The 17,428-nt window shown below is 56.0% G+C and carries 15 protein-coding genes and 1 other RNA gene; 4 read left to right on the top strand and 12 right to left on the bottom strand.

What is annotated here, in order from left to right; translation table 11 throughout:
- Positions 1 to 65 precede the first annotated feature (65 nt).
- From ccoP to ccoN, 4 genes are read right to left on the bottom strand one after another with little or no spacing between them, the layout of a single operon-like run.
- Positions 66 to 935 (bottom strand): cytochrome-c oxidase, cbb3-type subunit III, encoded by an 870-nt coding sequence (gene ccoP / locus ABJI08_RS19490; protein ID WP_348403524.1) that lies wholly within the window; start codon positions 933 to 935, stop codon positions 66 to 68.
- Positions 932 to 1,117 (bottom strand): cbb3-type cytochrome c oxidase subunit 3, encoded by a 186-nt coding sequence (locus tag ABJI08_RS19495; protein ID WP_348403525.1) that lies wholly within the window; start codon positions 1,115 to 1,117, stop codon positions 932 to 934. Before ABJI08_RS19495 ends, ccoP begins: the two co-directional genes overlap by 4 nt.
- 11 nt (positions 1,118 to 1,128) lie before the next feature.
- Entirely contained in the window at positions 1,129 to 1,857 is a 729-nt protein-coding gene (gene ccoO, locus ABJI08_RS19500; RefSeq protein ID WP_348403526.1) for a cytochrome-c oxidase, cbb3-type subunit II, read from the bottom strand.
- A 14-nt stretch (positions 1,858 to 1,871) separates the two neighbouring features.
- Complete coding sequence (ccoN, locus tag ABJI08_RS19505) at positions 1,872 to 3,473, bottom strand: cytochrome-c oxidase, cbb3-type subunit I (protein ID WP_348403527.1); 1,602 nt, start codon at positions 3,471 to 3,473, stop codon at positions 1,872 to 1,874.
- Positions 3,474 to 3,692: 219 nt separating this feature from the next.
- Between ccoN and ABJI08_RS19510 the strand changes: the two genes are divergently transcribed.
- Positions 3,693 to 4,532: a universal stress protein gene (locus ABJI08_RS19510; RefSeq protein WP_348403528.1), complete on the top strand. Its 840-nt coding sequence runs from the start codon at positions 3,693 to 3,695 to the stop codon at positions 4,530 to 4,532.
- A 73-nt stretch (positions 4,533 to 4,605) separates the two neighbouring features.
- On the opposite strand, the gene ABJI08_RS19515 is transcribed toward ABJI08_RS19510, so the two are convergent.
- Positions 4,606 to 5,358 (bottom strand): Crp/Fnr family transcriptional regulator, encoded by a 753-nt coding sequence (locus ABJI08_RS19515; protein WP_348403529.1) that lies wholly within the window; start codon positions 5,356 to 5,358, stop codon positions 4,606 to 4,608.
- A gap of 58 nt (positions 5,359 to 5,416) precedes the next feature.
- Between ABJI08_RS19515 and hemN the strand changes: the two genes are divergently transcribed.
- Entirely contained in the window at positions 5,417 to 6,772 is a 1,356-nt protein-coding gene (hemN, locus tag ABJI08_RS19520) for an oxygen-independent coproporphyrinogen III oxidase (protein WP_348403530.1), read from the top strand.
- Positions 6,773 to 6,862: 90 nt separating this feature from the next.
- Here the strand turns inward: hemN and ABJI08_RS19525 are convergent, their stop codons facing one another.
- The 6 genes from ABJI08_RS19525 to ABJI08_RS19550 form a co-directional block, all read right to left on the bottom strand.
- On the bottom strand, positions 6,863 to 8,458 hold the full coding sequence (locus ABJI08_RS19525) for an ABC transporter ATP-binding protein (RefSeq protein WP_348403531.1): 1,596 nt from the start codon (positions 8,456 to 8,458) through the stop codon (positions 6,863 to 6,865).
- Positions 8,455 to 9,561, bottom strand: coding sequence for an ABC transporter permease (locus ABJI08_RS19530; protein ID WP_348403532.1), 1,107 nt, complete (start codon positions 9,559 to 9,561; stop codon positions 8,455 to 8,457). The genes ABJI08_RS19525 and ABJI08_RS19530 overlap by 4 nt, the downstream gene beginning before the upstream one ends.
- Positions 9,561 to 10,646 (bottom strand): microcin C ABC transporter permease YejB, encoded by a 1,086-nt coding sequence (locus ABJI08_RS19535; RefSeq protein WP_348403533.1) that lies wholly within the window; start codon positions 10,644 to 10,646, stop codon positions 9,561 to 9,563. The genes ABJI08_RS19530 and ABJI08_RS19535 overlap by 1 nt, the downstream gene beginning before the upstream one ends.
- Before the next feature lie 6 nt (positions 10,647 to 10,652).
- Positions 10,653 to 12,593: an extracellular solute-binding protein gene (locus tag ABJI08_RS19540; RefSeq protein ID WP_348403534.1), complete on the bottom strand. Its 1,941-nt coding sequence runs from the start codon at positions 12,591 to 12,593 to the stop codon at positions 10,653 to 10,655.
- A gap of 168 nt (positions 12,594 to 12,761) precedes the next feature.
- Positions 12,762 to 12,860, bottom strand: an RNA gene (ffs, locus tag ABJI08_RS19545) — signal recognition particle sRNA small type.
- Between the two features lie 36 nt (positions 12,861 to 12,896).
- The gene (locus ABJI08_RS19550) at positions 12,897 to 14,777 is read right to left on the bottom strand and encodes a bifunctional 2',3'-cyclic-nucleotide 2'-phosphodiesterase/3'-nucleotidase (RefSeq protein ID WP_348403535.1); all 1,881 of its coding nucleotides are present in this window, start codon (positions 14,775 to 14,777) and stop codon (positions 12,897 to 12,899) included.
- Positions 14,778 to 14,989: 212 nt separating this feature from the next.
- On the opposite strand from ABJI08_RS19550, the gene nudC reads away from it, so the two are divergent.
- Both nudC and ABJI08_RS19560 read left to right on the top strand, forming a co-directional pair.
- On the top strand, positions 14,990 to 15,958 hold the full coding sequence (gene nudC / locus ABJI08_RS19555; RefSeq protein WP_348403536.1) for an NAD(+) diphosphatase: 969 nt from the start codon (positions 14,990 to 14,992) through the stop codon (positions 15,956 to 15,958).
- Positions 15,959 to 16,007: 49 nt separating this feature from the next.
- A complete protein-coding gene (locus ABJI08_RS19560) occupies positions 16,008 to 16,475 on the top strand; it encodes an SRPBCC family protein (RefSeq protein WP_348403537.1) in 468 nt (155 codons plus the stop codon).
- 6 nt (positions 16,476 to 16,481) lie between these two features.
- Here the strand turns inward: ABJI08_RS19560 and ABJI08_RS19565 are convergent, their stop codons facing one another.
- Positions 16,482 to 17,318: a prephenate dehydratase gene (locus ABJI08_RS19565; protein WP_348403538.1), complete on the bottom strand. Its 837-nt coding sequence runs from the start codon at positions 17,316 to 17,318 to the stop codon at positions 16,482 to 16,484.
- Positions 17,319 to 17,428 lie beyond the last annotated feature (110 nt).

Here is a 17,428-nt window from a genome sequence, read left to right on the forward strand (position 1 = left end):
CGGCCCCTTCAGCGAAGGGACCGGTGATATTTCTTCAATTGGGGCGGACCCCAATGATTTATGGCTTATTCGCCGCCGCCCAGCTGGTGCACATAAGACGAAACCGCCCGGATCTGTGCTTCACTCAGACGTGACTGCCAGGATGGCATAACGCCAAAACGGCTGTAGTTGACGGTCGCTTTGACGGTGTCGTAATCGCCACCAAACAACCAGATCGCATCCGTCAGGTTCGGAGCACCCTGGCTGCGATCACCTGTGCCGTCTTCCATGTGGCAAGACGAACAATTGTCTTCAAAGACAACCGCACCCGCCTCGACCAAAGCCGGATCATTGGCTTCACCCGAAAGAGACATCACAAAGTTAACAACCTGTTCCACTTCTTCGTTCTCCAGAATGTCGCCAAAGGCGGGCATTTCCGAATAACGGGTGTCTTCGTCAACTTCGTTGCGAATGCCGTGTTTGATTGTGAGATAAATCTCTTCGACATCGCCGCCCCACAGCCAGTCATTGTCCAGCAGGTTGGGGTATCCAACCGCACCGGCAGCACCTGACCCGTGACACTGGGCACACCATGTTTTGAAGACCGCACCACCCGCCGAAGTCGCGTAACTGCTCAACTCGGTATCACCGGCAATTGCAGTCAACTCTGCGGCTTCCAGCTTGGCGTTGATGGGTGCCAGCTTGGCATTGGCGGCGTCAATGTCGGCTTGCACGTTGGCGCGGGTCGAAAACCCAAGAACGCCCGCCGTGGCACTTTTGATGCCCGGCCATGCCGGATACGCAATCGAATACCCGATCGCCCAGATGATACAGGCGTAAAAGACCATCACCCACCAACGAGGCATTGGGTTGTCCCATTCCTCGATGCCATCCCAGGAATGGCCTGTCGTGCCATGCCCATGTTCGTTTTTCTTTTCAGGAGTCTTGTCACTCATGTCGTCGCCTCCTCATCCGTGGCGGGTTTGTCTTCGTGCCGAAACGGAATGCCCGCGGTGTCGCGGTGCTCCTTGCTCGCTCCCGGCCGGAACACCCAAAGGATGATTCCGACAAAGAAAGCGAACAGGAACAAAAGCATCCAGCTGTCAGCAAACTCACGCAGAAGGGAATATGTTTCCATTTTTCCGCTCCTTACCGCGACGCGTCTGGGGTGAATGTCGAGAAATCGACAAGGGTACCCAGCATCTGAAGATAGGCCACCAACGCGTCCAGCTCAGACACACCGGGTTGGCGGTCAAAGTTGCGCACGTTGATGCTTTCACCATAACGTTCCAGCAGCCCGTCATAATCGCTGTCCGGATCCGCCTGCGCCAAAAAGTCAGCTTGGGCGTTGGTGATCATATCGTCCGTATACGGCACACCGACAATCGCGTTGGCAGCAAGAAGCTCACCAATGTATTTGCCGTCGATCATCTTACGCTCAAGGAAGCCATATTTGGGCATCACGGATTCAGGCACAACCGACTGCGGATTACGCATGTGGTCGACATGCCAGTCGTCCGAATAACGTCCGCCAACCCGCGCCAGATCAGGCCCGGTCCGCTTGGACCCCCACTGGAACGGGTGATCGTACATCGATTCCGCTGCCAGTGAATAATGTCCATACCGTTCAACCTCGTCGCGCATCGGACGGATCATCTGGCTGTGGCACACGTAACACCCTTCGCGAATGTAAATTTCGCGACCGGTCATTTCCAGAGGTGTGTAAGGGCGCATGCCCTCCACTTCCTCGATTGTGTTTTCCAACCAGAAAAGCGGTGCAATTTGCACGATACCGCCGATGGTCACGACCAGAAAGCTGAAGATCAGCAGGAGGGTCGCGTTGGTTTCCAGAACCTTATGTTTGTCAAGAATTCCCATTGTTCCGGCCCTCCTTATTCAGCGGGGACTGCGACAGAGAGGCTGGCTTCTTTAGCCGGTGCCTTCCGAACAGTCATCCACAGGTTGTAGCACATGATCACAGCACCCGAGAGGAAGAACAAACCACCAATCGCGCGAACGATGTACATTGGAATTACCGCAGAAACAGAGTCAGCGAACGAGTTCACGAGGAAGCCGTTGGCGTCTACTTCGCGCCACATCAGGCCCTGAGTAATACCGGCGACCCACAAGGATGCGGCATACAAAACGATACCGATCGTGGCGAGCCAGAAGTGCCATGACACAAGGCTAAGCGAATACAGGCGTTCGCGTTTCCACAGAACAGGCACCAAAAAGTACAGCGCACCAAAGGTGATCATACCGTTCCAGCCAAGCGCACCAGAGTGTACGTGACCAATGGTCCAGTCTGTATAGTGCGACAGCGAGTTCACAGCACGGATCGACATCATCGGACCCTCAAATGTGGACATGCCGTAAAAGCCAAGCGAGATCACCATCATCCGGATAACCGGGTCGGTGCGCAGCTTGTCCCATGCGCCAGACAGCGTCATCAGACCGTTGATCATACCACCCCAGGATGGCATCCACAGCACAATCGAGAACACCATGCCCAGCGTCGAAGCCCAGTCAGGCAACGCGGTATAGTGCAGATGGTGAGGGCCAGCCCAGATATAGAGGAAGATCAGCGCCCAAAAGTGAATGATCGACAGCTTGTATGAGAACACCGGACGCTCAGCCTGTTTCGGGATGAAATAGTACATCATGCCCAGAAAGCCTGAGGTCAGGAAGAAACCAACCGCGTTGTGACCGTACCACCACTGAACCATCGCGTCCTGAACACCGGCCCAGACGATCACCGATTTCGATCCAAAGATCGAAACAGGAATTGTCAGGTTGTTGACCAGGTGCAGCATCGCAACAGTTACGATGAAGGACAGGTAGAACCAGTTCGCCACGTAAATATGCGGCTCTTTACGCTTGATGATCGTGCCGAGGAAAACAGCCAGATAAGCCACCCAGACAATCGTCAGCCACAGATCCACATGCCATTCCGGCTCTGCGTATTCTTTGGACTGTGTGCCACCAAACAGATAGCCGGTCGCTGCCAATACGATAAAGAGCTGATAGCCCCAAAATACGAACCAGCCCAGATTGCCGCCCCATAGGCGCGCGGCGCTGGTGCGCTGCACAACATAGAACGAAGTCGCGATCAACGCGTTCCCGCCAAAGGCAAAAATAACCGCAGACGTGTGCAGCGGGCGCAAGCGCCCAAAGTTGGCAAACCCCTGTGCCCACTCAAAGTTCAGTACCGGAAATGCCAGCTGAAAGGCGATGAAGACACCCACCAGAAAGCCGACCACACCCCAAAAGGCGGTTGCGATGACGCCGGCGCGCACCACACTGTCGAAATATTCGTCCTGCGGGTGCGACACTTTCGTACCGATCCGCCGCAGGGTCCAGATAAACAGCCCACCAGATACTGCCGTCACAATGAGGGCATGTACCAAGTAAGCCAGATCACGCGCGTAATTGGCCGCCATCATCGCGAAAAGCGTGACGAGACCAAGCGCAATCAGCTTGATATAATTAACCATTTTGCGTCCCTTCGTCTTGCCAGGTGCGACTCGCATACGCCCTGGCGGATTTAGACTGTTGGCTTTTTGCGACTGCAGCAAAAAGATCGCCTTGATCTGCATCAAAGCGATGTTTCCAGAATTGCTTCCCTATCGATGTTAATAAGCCGGACTGCAACTCTCAGCCTCCGCCAATGCTCGAAATTGAATACACCAACCTACTAACATGGGAGTGCCTCAATGGCCTACAAATCTCTGCTGACCGTGCTGACAAATCCCGATCTGGCCAAGGGCCCGATTGCTCAGGGCATTGCTCTGGCCGGAACGCAGGATGCCCACTATGACCTTCTTTGCTTGGGCGTTGATCGCAGCCAGGCGGGATATTACTTTGCCGGCGCCAACGCGATGGTCCTGCAAGAAACTTTGAACCAGGCGCATTCCGAAGCTGAAACTGTTGAAAAAATAGGCAAGTCTTTGCTCGCAAGTTCTGGGATCCGGTGGTCAACCGATTCTGGGGTTGCCCAGATCGCTGACCTCAGCAGGCATGTGGCCGCACGGGCGCGATTTGCCGATCTGGTGATTCTGCCCAAACCCTACGGGGACGACCGCGGTGCCGAACTGGAACCCACGCTCGAAGCGGCCCTGTTCGAGGGGCAGTCCCCGGTACTGATGATGCCTGACAATTGCGACCCTGTCACACAACCCCGCACCATTACGGTTGGCTGGAATGAAAGCGCCGAGGCGCTTGTCGCTGTGCGCGCTGCATTGCCGTTTCTGCGCGGTGCTGATCTGGTGCGCGTGGTTGTCGTTGATCCCCCCACGCATGGCCCAAACCGGTCCGATCCGGGTGGCTTATTGTCACAATTCCTGTCACGCCACGGCGTCCGGGTCGAGGTCGACGTGCTCTCCAAAACGCTGCCTCGCATTTCCGATGTCATGCTGCGCCATGCGCGCGACACCAACAGCGAGATGATTGTTATGGGGGCCTACGGGCATTCGCGTTTTCGCGAGGCCATTCTGGGCGGAGCCACCCGCAATATGCTGGAACACGCCGAAATTCCGGTATTCCTCGCCCATTGACGCACTGGTTAAGCAGCAACAAAAAAGCGGACCGTTCTGCAACGATCCGCTTTTTGGGAATGTCATGTGACGCTTAAACCATCACACCGCCATCAGCATCGTCGCCCGCTTCGTTCAGCAAGCGTGAAAAATCGGGGATGGTCACGTGGCGTTTGCCTTCCAGCTTGATCACGCCGTCGCGTTTCAGGGCCGACATCTGGCGGCTCACGGTTTCCAGCGTCAGCCCCAGATAATCCGCCATCGCTTCGCGGGTCAGCGGCAGATCAAAAACCAAAAGGTCTTGCACACCCTGCAAATTCAGCGATGCATCGCGCCGGGCAATGATCGACAACAGGCTGGCGATTTTTTCGCGCGCCGTCTTGCGCCCAAGCACCAGCATCCATTCGCGTGCCGCATCCAGCTCGTCCAATGTCATTTCCAACAGACGCTGTGCCAGATGCGGAGTGTCTTCCATCATCTGTTCAAAAGGTTTCTTGCGGAAACAACACATCACAAGATCGGTTGTCGCCACCACATCATAGGCGGCCGTCATCCGCCCCGGGCGCCCGACAAAATCGCTGGGCAGCAACAGCCCCACCATCTGGGTGCGGCCGTCTTCCATGGTCTGCGTCAACGACGCGATGCCTGAAACAACCGAGCCCACAAAATCCATGCGGTCACCTGACCAGATCACCGTCTGTCCAGCTTCAAAGCTGCGATAGTATTTTATACCTTCCAGCTGTTCTAATTCATCGGGCTGACAGCGGGCGCAAACAGCCCGATGCTTGATCGGACAACTTCCGCAATCCTGCGAAACGTGGATGGATTCGACGTTGAGCTTGTTCATGTTCGCGCTTGATCTGGGTCAAGGAGGTCCCTGACAGGTTACTATTAAGAATAATTCCATGGAAACGAAAACACAATTAGCAAAGCTGGGGCTATTCGACGCAAAAGTGCCCCGCTACACCAGCTACCCGACGGCGCCGCATTTCAACAATGACGTCACCCCGGACATTTATGCGTCGTGGATTCGCGCAATACCCACCGGATCGCAAGTCTCGCTTTACGTGCATGTGCCGTTCTGTCGCAGACTTTGTTGGTTCTGCGCCTGCCGCACCCAAGGCACCGCCAGCGCCTCTCCGGTTGCAGCCTATGTCGAGACCCTCAAACAGGAATTGGCGCATCTTAAGAAGGATTTGCCCGAAGGCGTAACTCTGTCTCGCCTGCATTGGGGCGGCGGCACGCCAACACTGCTGGAACCGGCTATGATGGAAGATCTGGCAGGTGCCATTTTTGACGTCGCACAGATGGCTGAAGGTGGCGAATTCTCGGTTGAGATTGACCCGAACGAAATCGACGATGCGCGTCTGTCCGTTTTGTCTGCGGCCGGCATGAACCGGGCCTCTATCGGGGTTCAGGACTTCGACGATGAAATCCAGAAGACAATCGGGCGCATCCAAAGCTATGAAATAACCCGCGACGCGGTCGAAGCGATTCGCTCGCATGGTGTCAAAAGCCTGAACGCCGACATTCTCTTTGGTCTGCCACACCAGTCTCAGGCCAGAATCACCGAAAGCGTACAAAAGCTGTTGTCGCTCTCCCCGGATCGGGTTGCGCTTTATGGATATGCGCATGTGCCATGGATGGCCAAACGCCAACAGATGATTCCGTCCGACGCTTTGCCCACCCCGCAGGAACGGCTGGCGCTGTTTGAAACTGCGCGCAAACTGTTCATGTGGGACAATTACGAAGAAATCGGAATCGACCATTTCGCCACCAAAGAAGACGGCCTGTCCGTAGCGCTTAAAAACGGCACGCTGCGTCGTAACTTTCAGGGCTACACCGACGATCAGGCCGATGTGCTGATTGGTGTCGGCGCCTCTTCGATTGCGCGCTTCCCCCAGGGCTTCGCGCAAAACGCACCTGCAACTTCGGTCCATACCGGAGCCGTTCGTGACAATCGCTATTCGACCTCGCGCGGTCACGTCTTCAAGGGCGAAGACAAAATGCGATCACGCCTGATCGAGGCTCTGATGTGCGATTTCCGGATCGACACTGCCGAAATCGTCGACACCTTTGACATCTCCCGCGCGGATCTGACGGCGATGTACAACGACGTCATGACACAATTCCCCGATGTCCTGACGCTCGGCCCTGATGGTCTCTTTATTCCGCCAGAGGTGCGCCCACTGACACGTATGGTGGCCCGCGCATTTGACGCCTATGACCACCCCAAAACCGCACACAGCTCAGCGATCTGAGGTTTGGCGAACATCTGAATGAAAAAACACGCGCTCCTGGTGGCGCGTGTTTTTGTTTTCCACTTTGAACGACCAGCCTGAGCGCCGGAATTAACCTGCCGATCGCAGATCAGGCGCTGCCGACAGCAATTCGCGCGTATATTCTGTGCCGGGTGTCTCAAACACCGTGCGCGCATCGCCTTGCTCCACAACATCCCCGGCTTTCATCACCATGATCTTGTGGCTCATCGCCCGCACCACATGCAAATCGTGGCTGATAAACAGATAGGCCAGCCCGTATTTGCGCTGAAGGTTGCGCAACAGGTCAACGATCTGCACCTGCACCGTCATATCCAACGCCGAGGTCGGCTCGTCCAGAACCACCAGCTTGGGTCGCAGGATCATCGCCCGCGCAATCGCGATCCGCTGCCGTTGCCCCCCGGAAAACTCATGCGGATACCGATCCATCGTCGCGGGGTCTAACCCGACCTCTTCCATCACTTCGGCCACCAGCGTGCGCGTATCGCGCCCATCCGGAGTGCCGTGCACGCCCAGCCCTTCGGCGATGATCTGTTCACAGGTCATGCGCGGGCTCAGCGATCCAAACGGGTCCTGAAAAACGATCTGCATGTCTTTGCGTAAATTGCGTAGCTCGCGCGTTGACCAACTGCGCACATCCTGCCCGTCAAAGGTGATCCCGCCTTCGGATGAGATCAGCCGCATGACCGCCAGCGCAAGGGTGGTTTTACCAGATCCGCTTTCCCCAACCACGCCCAGCGTTTCGCCGGCACGCACATCCATGGTTGCGTCGTTGACGGCCTTGACATGGCCCACCGTGCGCTTGAAAAACCCCTGCTGAATTGGGAACCATACCTTTAGCCCATCAGTTTTGGCCACAACCGGCGCGTCGGCTGCTACCGGATCAGGCGCCCCGACGGCGCGCGCGCTCAGCAGTTTGCGGGTATATTCATGCCTTGGGTTGGCAAAAATTTCGGCCACAGGTCCAGCTTCGACAATTTCGCCGTCTTTCATCACGCAAACCTTGTCGGCAATGCGCTGCACGATGCCCAGATCATGGGTGATGAACAGCAGCCCCATACCTTCCGAGGATTTCAGCTCTGCCAGCAGTTCCAGAATTTGCGCCTGAATGGTCACGTCCAACGCGGTTGTCGGCTCGTCCGCAATCAGAATGTCGGGCTTGTTGGCCAAAGCCATGGCAATCATCACCCGCTGGCGCTGTCCACCGCTCAACTGATGGGGATAAGCACCAAGACGGCTCTCGGCGTCCCGAATGCCGACTTTCTCCATCAATTCAATGATCCGCTTTCGCGCGGCATCCCCGACGATGCCCTGATGCAAAGCCAGGCTTTCCTCCAGCTGCTTTTCCAGCGTGTGCAGGGGATTCAACGAGGTCATTGGCTCCTGAAAGATAAAGGAAATGTCGTTGCCGCGCACATCGCGCAAACGGCCGTCTGACGCGCCGATCATCTCCTGCCCGTCATAGGTCACAGATCCGGACACTTCGGCGCTGGCCGGAAGCAATGACACCGTGCTCAGCGCAGTCACAGATTTACCCGACCCGGACTCGCCCACCAACGCCACGGTCTCGCCGCGATCCACGCTAAAGGACACGCCCTTGACCGCTGCGGCAACCTGCCCGTCCTGACGAAACCCGACATTCAGGTTTTTGACTTCGAGAATGCTCATGAAAAGGTCTTTCTGGGATCAAACGCGTCACGCACGCCTTCAAAGATAAACACCAGCAGCGACAGCATAATGGCAAAGGCGAAAAAGGCGGTGAACCCCAGCCACGGCGCCTGCAGATTCTGCTTAGCCTGCAATGTCAGCTCGCCCAGACTAGGTGCCGATGACGGCAACCCAAACCCAAGAAAATCAAGCCCAGCCAGCGTGCTGATCGTACCGGTGACAATAAACGGCAGCATCGTCACCGTGGCCACCATCGCGTTGGGCAACATATGCCGGAACATGATCACCCTGTTGCTGACACCCAGCGCCCGCGCGGCCCGCACATATTCCAGATTGCGCGCCCGCAAGAACTCTGCGCGCACCACGCCCACCAGCGCGGTCCAGCCAAACAGCACCGTCAACAGCACCAGCAACCAGAAACTGCGCCCCAGAATGGCGAACATGATGATGATCACATAAAGGCTTGGCGTCGCGCCCCATATCTCGATCACACGTTGGAAAATCAAATCGGTCTTGCCGCCGAAAAAGCCCTGTATTGCCCCGGCGACAATGCCAACAACGCTTGCCAATGTGGTCACGATCAAAGTGAAAAATATCGACAGTCTGAAGCCATAGATAACCCGTGCCAGAACATCGCGTTTACGGTCATCCGTGCCCAGCCAGTTCTGCCCATTGGGCGGCAACGGCGCGGCCCCCGGCCGGTTGACCGGCGTGTCAAAGCTGTAGGGGATCAGCGGCCAAAGCGCCCAGCCCTTTTCAAACCCATCCTCGGCAAAACTGCCTGCCTTCACTTGTTCCAGTATCTCTTCGGGTTCGTCAAAACAGGTCTCGATCCCACCCGTGGCAACCAGACATTGCACAACCGGGTCGCCATAATCGGCCTCGGTTTTGAAATCCCCGCCAAACGCGGTTTCAGGATAAAACTTGAACACCGGCGCGAAGATCTCACCCCGATAGCTCAGCAGGATCGGACGGTCATTCGCCAATACTTCGGCAAACAACGACAACCCGAATGTGATCGTGAAAATGATCAACGACCAAAGCGCACGCCGGTTGCGTTTGAAATTGCGCCAGCGGCGCTGGTTCAGAGGAGACAACGCCATCAGCCTTCCCTCCGCTCAAAATCAATCCGTGGATCAACGATCACATACATCAGGTCCGACAGGATCCCCACCACGAGGCCGATTAGGCCAAAGATAAACAAGGTGCCAAAGATCACCGGGTAATCCCGCGCCACGGCGGCCTCAAACCCAAGCCGCCCCAGACCGTCCAGCGAAAAGATCGTCTCGATCAGCACCGATCCCCCAAAGAACACCCCGATGAACACCGCCGGAAAACCGGCAATCACGATCAGCATCGCATTGCGGAACACATGTCCATACAGCACCTGACGTTCGTTCAATCCCTTGGCACGTGCGGTCATGACATAGTGTTTCTTGATCTCATCCAGAAACGAGTTCTTGGTCAGAAGTGTCAACGTGGCAAAGGCCGCAATGGTCGACGCAATCACCGGCAGTGCGATGTGCCAGACATAATCCAGCGCCTTGCCAACAAATGTCAGGCTTTCGAAATTGTCCGATGTCAGACCCCTGAGCGGGAATATCTGCCAATATGTACCGCCTGCGAACAGAACCAACAGCATGATCGCAAACAGGAAACCGGGGATCGCATACGCCACGATAATCACACCAGACGTCCATGTATCAAAGGTCGATCCGTCTTTGACCGCCTTGCGAATACCCAGCGGGATCGACACGAGATAGGCAATCAACGTCGACCAAAGCCCAAGCGTAATAGAGACCGGCATTTTCTCTAACACCAGATCCACCACGGAAATTTTTCGGAAATAACTCTCGCCAAAATCCAGCGTCAGATAGTTGCCCATCATATTCAGAAACCGGGTCAGCGGCGGCTTGTCAAAGCCGAACTCTTTCTCCAGTTCTTCAATGAATTCCTTAGGCAAACCGCGCGCGCCCAGATATTCGCTGTCGGACCCAAAGGTCTCTTCCGCGACTTCGTCATTGCCCCCGGCAAAGCCCGAAAACACATCTCCCTCGCCCTGCATCTGGGCCAGTATCTGTTCGATCGGACCGCCCGGCACAAACTGCACCAGCGTAAAGTTGATAATCATCATCCCAAGCAATGTCGGGATCACAAGCAATAGTCTTCGGAGTATGTAAGCGCCCAAGAATCGTTACCTCAAAGCGCCAGAGGCTTTGAGCGCCTGTTGTTTCTCTTCATTGAGCCACCAGAAATCCAGCACCCCAACCGCAAGCGGTGGCAATTCTGCGGGTCGTTCATACATGTTGTAATACGCCACCCAGTTTTCCGGCACGAACCCACCCGGAACAATCACGCGCTCATAGCGTAACGCCCGATCCAGCGCCGTCAGCGCGACGACTTCTTCTTCGCGCGAGCTGGTGCCCAACGCGGCGTCAATAATTGCATCCACCATCGGGCTGCGCAATGCGGACGGGTTGTAGGACGAAACCACTGCGGTTTCTGATCCAAACAGCTGTCGCAATCCGGTGCCTGCTGCTGAGAATGACAGGATACGCGTATGGATCAGATCATAAGCCTTATCGAGGAACCGCTGCTGTCCCTGCGCGCTGTCCACCTTGTCGGCCTTCACCTGAATACCCCAGTTTTCCAGCGTCTTCACATAGGTTTCGATGCTTGCCAGACGGGTGTCGTCCCAGCTTGAAATAACCAGAAAATCCAGTGACATCTGCTGGCCGTTCTCATCCACCAGCTTGCCCGCATCATTCACCTGCCAACCGGCCTCCGCCAACAGCCGCAACGCCGTGCGCTTGTTGCGCCGGTCAACCGGGGTCGAGGCATTGGACGTGTGCGCCATCACCGCCGGTTCACTCAGCATCTCTGGCGGCACCACATCGCCAAGCGACTGCAAAAGCGCCAGTTCCGCGCCTTCTGGAACGCCTTTGGCCTCCCATTCCTGCCCCTGCACAAACGAATTGATCTGTGTGGTCAGGTCATATTGCAACGACTCGCGCGTCCATTCAAAGTTGAACGCCAAAGACAACGCATGGCGCACCGTGCGGTTATCCAGGGGCGCTTTGGTCGTGTTGAAAATCACACCGCTGTTGTTGGGCGCGGTGCCATCCGGCAGCGCTTCTTTGATGACATCACCGCGCTCAACACCCGGGAAATCATATCCGGTCGACCACCGCTTGGTCGATCCTTCTGAGCGGAACGTATAAACTCCCGCCTTAAAGGCCTCGAACTCGGCGGTCGCGTCCGAGAAATACTCAATACGCACACGATCAAAGTTGTGGCGCCCAATATTGGCCGGGTGATCCCAGCCCCAATAATTGGGGTTCCGTTCATACACCACGTAGCGATTAAATTCATAATCACCCACCTGATACGGCCCCGATGCCATTGGCGACATCACCGAAGGTTCGTCCAGCCGTTCACCAGTTTCCGCGTACCATTTCTCTGAGAAGATCGGGGTGCCCCCCACCTGGCTGACAAGCGAGCGGCGCGAAATGCCGTCAACAAACTTGTATCTCAGCGTGTGGTCATCAACGACCTCGACGGCTTCGATCCGCTCTTTGACCGAGCGCGCAAACGACCGGATGCCCTGCTCCAGGAACAGGTTATGTGTAAAGGCAGCATCCTGCGCGCGTACCGGAGAGCCATCGCGGAACACCACATCGTCGCGCATGTGGAACACACACCATGTTTTGTCTTTGGGATATTCCACCTCGCGCGCGATCAGACAGTAGCTGTCTGTGATCGAATCCGCCGGCAACCCGCCGCCCCATGGCATTTCGCCAAACATCGCTTCGCCAACAATGCCCGAACTGGTTTCCGGATTGCCACGCCATGCCCATCGGTTGAACCCGTCAAACGATCCGCGCGTGCTCAGGGTAATCTCGCCACCCTTCGGCGCATTTGGGTTCACATAATCGAAATGCGGGAAATCCTTGGGATACTTCAGATCGCCAAAAAACGAATACCCGTGCGACCGAATAATGTCGTCACCTTCGCTGGCCATTGCAAACCGACCACCTGACCCGGCACCGAAAACAGCTGCACTTGCCCCCATAAGACGTAACGCGCCGCGGCGATCAAACATCGGTCCGGCGATTTTAAAGGTCTTTTCGGTCATGTGGCCTCTCCTGCGATTAGGCGTGTTCGCACTTGTTTTTGTGTTGGTAAGCTAATGGTGCATACGCCTGACATTCAAGTTCGGATTGCGTCAACAACGTGTGAAAACGTCGTGCGCAGCCGATAACGACACGCAACGGCCAAAGATGGAAGGTTTTTCAGGGGATTTTGGTGAGAGGCTGGACAACGACCCAAGCGGGGCTCGTTACGGCTGCTTCCTTCCGGATCTGACCGAGTTGGCGAGGCGCATGCCCGCGCCAACCTCTCAAGCGGTGATATAGACACGTGCACAAAGCTTTGCAAGTCACTCAGATGCGCTGTGCCCGCTCAAATCCAATTGAAATCGGACAAAATCAGGATCGGATGTCGCTGCACCCCGAATCTGCACATGTTTCGGCAAAGGATGCGTCAACGCACCAACACCGGTTTCAAACTCAACAATCGTATCCGCGACAGGTCTGAACCGCCACGAAGGAATATTACCGGACGTACCTCTGCCAGTGTGCGTCAGATGCTCCAGCAATATCTCACGCACGCCGACCGGTGGAAAAGGTATCTGATTTTGCGGATACGCCCCCGGATAATACCCGCCTCCTCCGACGCGATATTCATTGCTCGCCAGTAAAAACCATTGCGTGGGGTCAAGCAGTGCACCCTCAAAACGTGCGCCACATACCCGATGCGCGCCCGCGTCCCGCATATGCCCAAGGTCATCGTATCGCGCCGGTTGGGTCAAATCGATCTCATATGAAAGCCCATAGATCGCCTCGCGATTATACGCAGGCACATCTCTTTCGAACAAAACCTGTCGCTGACGTCCCGGAACCAACCGACGATAAAGGCTTGCCGACATCTCAAGCCATTCCAGAACCTGTGCGCCGGTCAGCTTCAGAACACTCAGATGGTTCTGATAATACTGCATATCCGCCACCGCACGCCGCGCAATCCGGCCAGCGGCAACATCCGTATAATGGCGCCCCCCAGACCGGCCACCACATTTCATCGGGGCCACCGAGGCAAGTACCGGAAAATCAGAAAACTCAGTTCCTGCAATGCCATTTTTCACATGGGCCAGCTTAGCTTCAGCAACCAATCGCACCGACCGATCGTCCTCTATCATTGCGAAATAGGACTGTACCGGTGCCTTCAAATCCCCCACAATTTCACGCGTCGAAGACAACGTGCGCGCATGGGCCGGTGCAATCGCCTCAAGGATATCCGGGTGTTCCGGCGCGCCCAACGCGGGCAAAACGGTTACCTGATGCGCGCCAACACTCCAGCCTGTCGCGGTCCGTTTCAGGTCAAGATCAATGCGCCCCAGATGTGACCCCATAGCGCCCGGCATCACGGCGGGTTTGCCATGCAACCGGCCCGTGACAGCATCAATCTCTGGATGCGCTGGATGATCCCCTCCGGGAAATACCTTGTGCGTGTGCCCTGTTACCAACACATCCACATCCTCCAGCGCGGCAATATGCACTGCCGAATTCTCCATCCCGGACACATAGGTTTCGCTGGAAATCCCGGAATGGACCATGGCCACGACAATATCTGCGCCTTGCCCCTTTAGTTTGCCTACAGCGGCTTTTGCAGCCACCACCATATCCATCGCCGCTAGCTTATCCCCAACGCGCAGCCGGTCCCACATCACGACCTGCGGCGGCAAAACCCCGAAAACCCCAACCTTTAAGGAATGCTCACGACCATCTGCTGTCGTCACCGGCACCGGCAATATCATCGTGTCTTGCCACATACCTGAATACGGGTTCTGCGCCCCACCAACAGGGACCAGATTGGCGCATAATAATGGCATGTGGGCCTGCCCAAGTACGTGACCCAGATCGGCAGGCTTCAAGTCAAATTCGTGATTGCCCAAAGCGACCGCATCATATTTCAGCACGTTCATCGCCGCAATCACCGGATGATTTAGCTCGGGTGCCAACGGTACATGCACGTCCCCCAATGGCGATCCTTGCAAAAAGTCACCGTTGTCCACCAACAAAACGGCACCTGCCTCTTTACGCGCCTGCTCGATCAAGGTGGCCAACCGCGCCAAAGACCCGGATTCTGCGGGCTCATCCGCGAAATAATCATACGACAACACCCGTGCATGCACGTCGCTTGTTGCCAGTATTGTCAGGTGCAGCCGGTCAAATTCCATACCGCTCGAGTCATTTTCAGTCACGAAAAACCTGTCATTTATTACAGTTAAAAATCTTAAATACTGTCGGTACTACTAGGTTACACCTTGCTTTCGTGTCTCCACGCAAGACCCGAAACCAATATATATGATTCAACTTTAAAGAGATGATTTACAGCAACATTCCCCATTTGGCTTATCAATCTTTTGATTGCCTCTCTCAGCCTGAACTGGCAATCCTGCCGCAGGAGAATTTCATGAAACACGCGGAAACAGTCACCTTTGGCGGATCAGCATTGGATCGCGCCGCAGAAATCCGGGGCGACAAAGACGCCATGGCGGCGCTCTTACAGGCGCCGGCCAGCCGGGCCATCGCGCTTTGGCGCGGTAAACCCTTATGTGCGGGCGATGATTTGAATGCGCTGGCGTATCTGCCCATGGATCATGCGCTTTTTGACAACACCAAGGTCCCGCCCATCTTTCTGGGCCGCGATTCACAGGGAGCCTGTTTTGCAAAAGACGTGTCTGGCTGGGAGCCGGATAATCTCGACAGCGAAAGCCTGAAGCTCTTCTTTGACGCCAGTCTGCAACATCATCCTGCGCTGCCCGAAGACCATCAGTTTGCTGAACTGCGCGGCGTCATGGCGCGCCTGTCCGCACGTGACGCAGAACTAGCCGCCACCGCCCGCGCGATATTTGGCTGGCACACATCCCACCGTTTCTGCGCGGCTTGTGGTCACGAAAGCCGAATGGCGATGTCAGGATGGCAACGTGACTGCCCGGCCTGCAACACCTCTCATTTCCCGCGCACCGATCCGGTTGTGATCATGCTGATCACCCATGGCAACAAGGTGTTGATGGGCCGCTCTCCGGCGTGGCCCGAGGGGATGTATTCGCTGTTGGCTGGATTTGTCGAACCGGGCGAACCGCTCGAAGCGGCGGTGCGGCGCGAAGTTTTGGAAGAAGCCAGTATCGAAGTGGGCATAGTGGAATACCTGTCCAGCCAGCCCTGGCCATTTCCCTCTAACCTGATGTTTGGCTGCCGCGGCACGGCACTCAACGACGATATCACCGTCGACAAACATGAGCTTGACGACGCCCTCTGGGTCTCACGCGAAGATATCATGCAGGCATTTGCCGGCACACACCCGTTTCTCAATCCTGCGAGAAAAGGTTCAATTGCACATTTCATCTTGCGCAACTGGCTTGCAGACCGGCTGGATTGAGGCGACAATACTTTCAGTCAGGTAATCAGGGACCAGAGGTAAGTAAGCAATGGAATTCACATCCAGAGAAGACATAGACGTCCCGATCGAACAAGCCTTTGAAATGATTTCTGATTTTGAACAGTTTGAGCGGGCCGCACTGCGACGTGGCGCAGAAGTCAGCCGTATGGATGACCTGTCGCGCCCGGGCGTTGGTGCACGCTGGGACGTCGGGTTCACGTTTCGCGGCAAAGCCCGCGCAATGCAGTTGGAAGTCACAAATTTTGAGCGCCCCAATGAAATCCAGCTGAAAGCTGTCGCGCAAGGCATCAACGCCGATATCAAATTCGAATTGGTTGCGCTGTCGCGCTCGCGCACACGGCTCAACGTCTGGTCCGGTCTCAAGGCCAACACTTTGTCGGCCCGCCTGCTGGTGCAATCGCTTAAACTGGCGCGCGGTACGTTGACCAACCGTCTGGACAAACGCATCACCGCATTGGGGCGCGACATGGAAGACCGCTACTCCAAAATGGCCTGATCAGGCTCAGAGATTACGACGCGGCGACGCAGGGTAGACTCCCAGAATATTCAGAGAATTGGTGAAATAGGCCAACTCTTCCAGCGCGCGACGCACTGGGGCGTCATCCGGGTGTCCCTCGATATCCGCATAAAACCGGGTCGCCGTGAACGACCCGTCCACCATATAGCTTTCCAGCTTGGTCATGTTCACGCCATTTGTCGCGAACCCACCCATCGCTTTGTACAAAGCTGCCGGAATATTGCGCACTTCAAAGACAAACGTGGTTCGCATCACGCTCTCACCACGTCGGCTGACATCCGGTTCGCGTGACATGATGACAAATCGCGTCGTGTTGTGGCCATGGTCCTCGATATCCGACGCCAACACATTCAGCCCATAGATTTCAGCAGCCAACGACGAGGCCAGCACACCCTCATGAACGGCCCGGCTTTCCGCCAGTTCACGCGCTGCACCCGCGCTGTCTGCCGCGGAAATGCCCTGAATTCCGTGCATTTTCAAAAAATTGACAGATTGCGGCAGCAACACCAAATGCGCACGAACGGATGCCACATCTTCCAACGCAACACCGGGCATCGCCATTAAACAAATCCGCACCCGAACAAATGTTTCATCGACAATGTGCAACCCGCTTTCGGGCAACAGACGGTGAATGTCCGCAACCCGCCCATAGGTCGAGTTTTCGACCGGCAGCATCGCCAGATCCGCATCGCCGCGCCGCACAGCGCCAATCACATCCTCAAACGACTGACACGGCACAGCTTCCATATCTGGATAAGCGTCCTGACAGGCCTCATGCGAATAGGCCCCGGGTTCTCCCTGAAAAGCGATACGATTGGTCATTTGTTGATGTTCCGTCCTGTTTCTCACCCATCGGGCGATTGGTCGCGGTAACTATACCTTGCGTTCGCTTAGGGGAAGCGGATAGATACCCGGCAAACGCCACGAGATGG

The organism is Shimia sp. (genome assembly GCF_039969785.1).
GTDB lineage: Bacteria > Pseudomonadota > Alphaproteobacteria > Rhodobacterales > Rhodobacteraceae > Shimia.

Excerpts from the sequence above, each read along its gene's own strand:
- ccoP (WP_348403524.1), bottom strand. The coding sequence starts at position 935 with ATGAGTGACAAGACTCCTGAAAAGAAAAACGAACATGGGCATGGCACG.
- ABJI08_RS19495 (WP_348403525.1), bottom strand. The coding sequence starts at position 1,117 with ATGGAAACATATTCCCTTCTGCGTGAGTTTGCTGACAGCTGGATGCTT.
- ccoO (WP_348403526.1), bottom strand. The coding sequence starts at position 1,857 with ATGGGAATTCTTGACAAACATAAGGTTCTGGAAACCAACGCGACCCTC.
- ccoN (WP_348403527.1), bottom strand. The coding sequence starts at position 3,473 with ATGGTTAATTATATCAAGCTGATTGCGCTTGGTCTCGTCACGCTTTTC.
- ABJI08_RS19510 (WP_348403528.1), top strand. The coding sequence starts at position 3,693 with ATGGCCTACAAATCTCTGCTGACCGTGCTGACAAATCCCGATCTGGCC.
- ABJI08_RS19515 (WP_348403529.1), bottom strand. The coding sequence starts at position 5,358 with ATGAACAAGCTCAACGTCGAATCCATCCACGTTTCGCAGGATTGCGGA.
- hemN (WP_348403530.1), top strand. The coding sequence starts at position 5,417 with ATGGAAACGAAAACACAATTAGCAAAGCTGGGGCTATTCGACGCAAAA.
- ABJI08_RS19525 (WP_348403531.1), bottom strand. The coding sequence starts at position 8,458 with ATGAGCATTCTCGAAGTCAAAAACCTGAATGTCGGGTTTCGTCAGGAC.
- ABJI08_RS19530 (WP_348403532.1), bottom strand. The coding sequence starts at position 9,561 with ATGGCGTTGTCTCCTCTGAACCAGCGCCGCTGGCGCAATTTCAAACGC.
- ABJI08_RS19540 (WP_348403534.1), bottom strand. The coding sequence starts at position 12,593 with ATGACCGAAAAGACCTTTAAAATCGCCGGACCGATGTTTGATCGCCGC.
- nudC (WP_348403536.1), top strand. The coding sequence starts at position 14,990 with ATGAAACACGCGGAAACAGTCACCTTTGGCGGATCAGCATTGGATCGC.
- ABJI08_RS19560 (WP_348403537.1), top strand. The coding sequence starts at position 16,008 with ATGGAATTCACATCCAGAGAAGACATAGACGTCCCGATCGAACAAGCC.
- ABJI08_RS19565 (WP_348403538.1), bottom strand. The coding sequence starts at position 17,318 with ATGACCAATCGTATCGCTTTTCAGGGAGAACCCGGGGCCTATTCGCAT.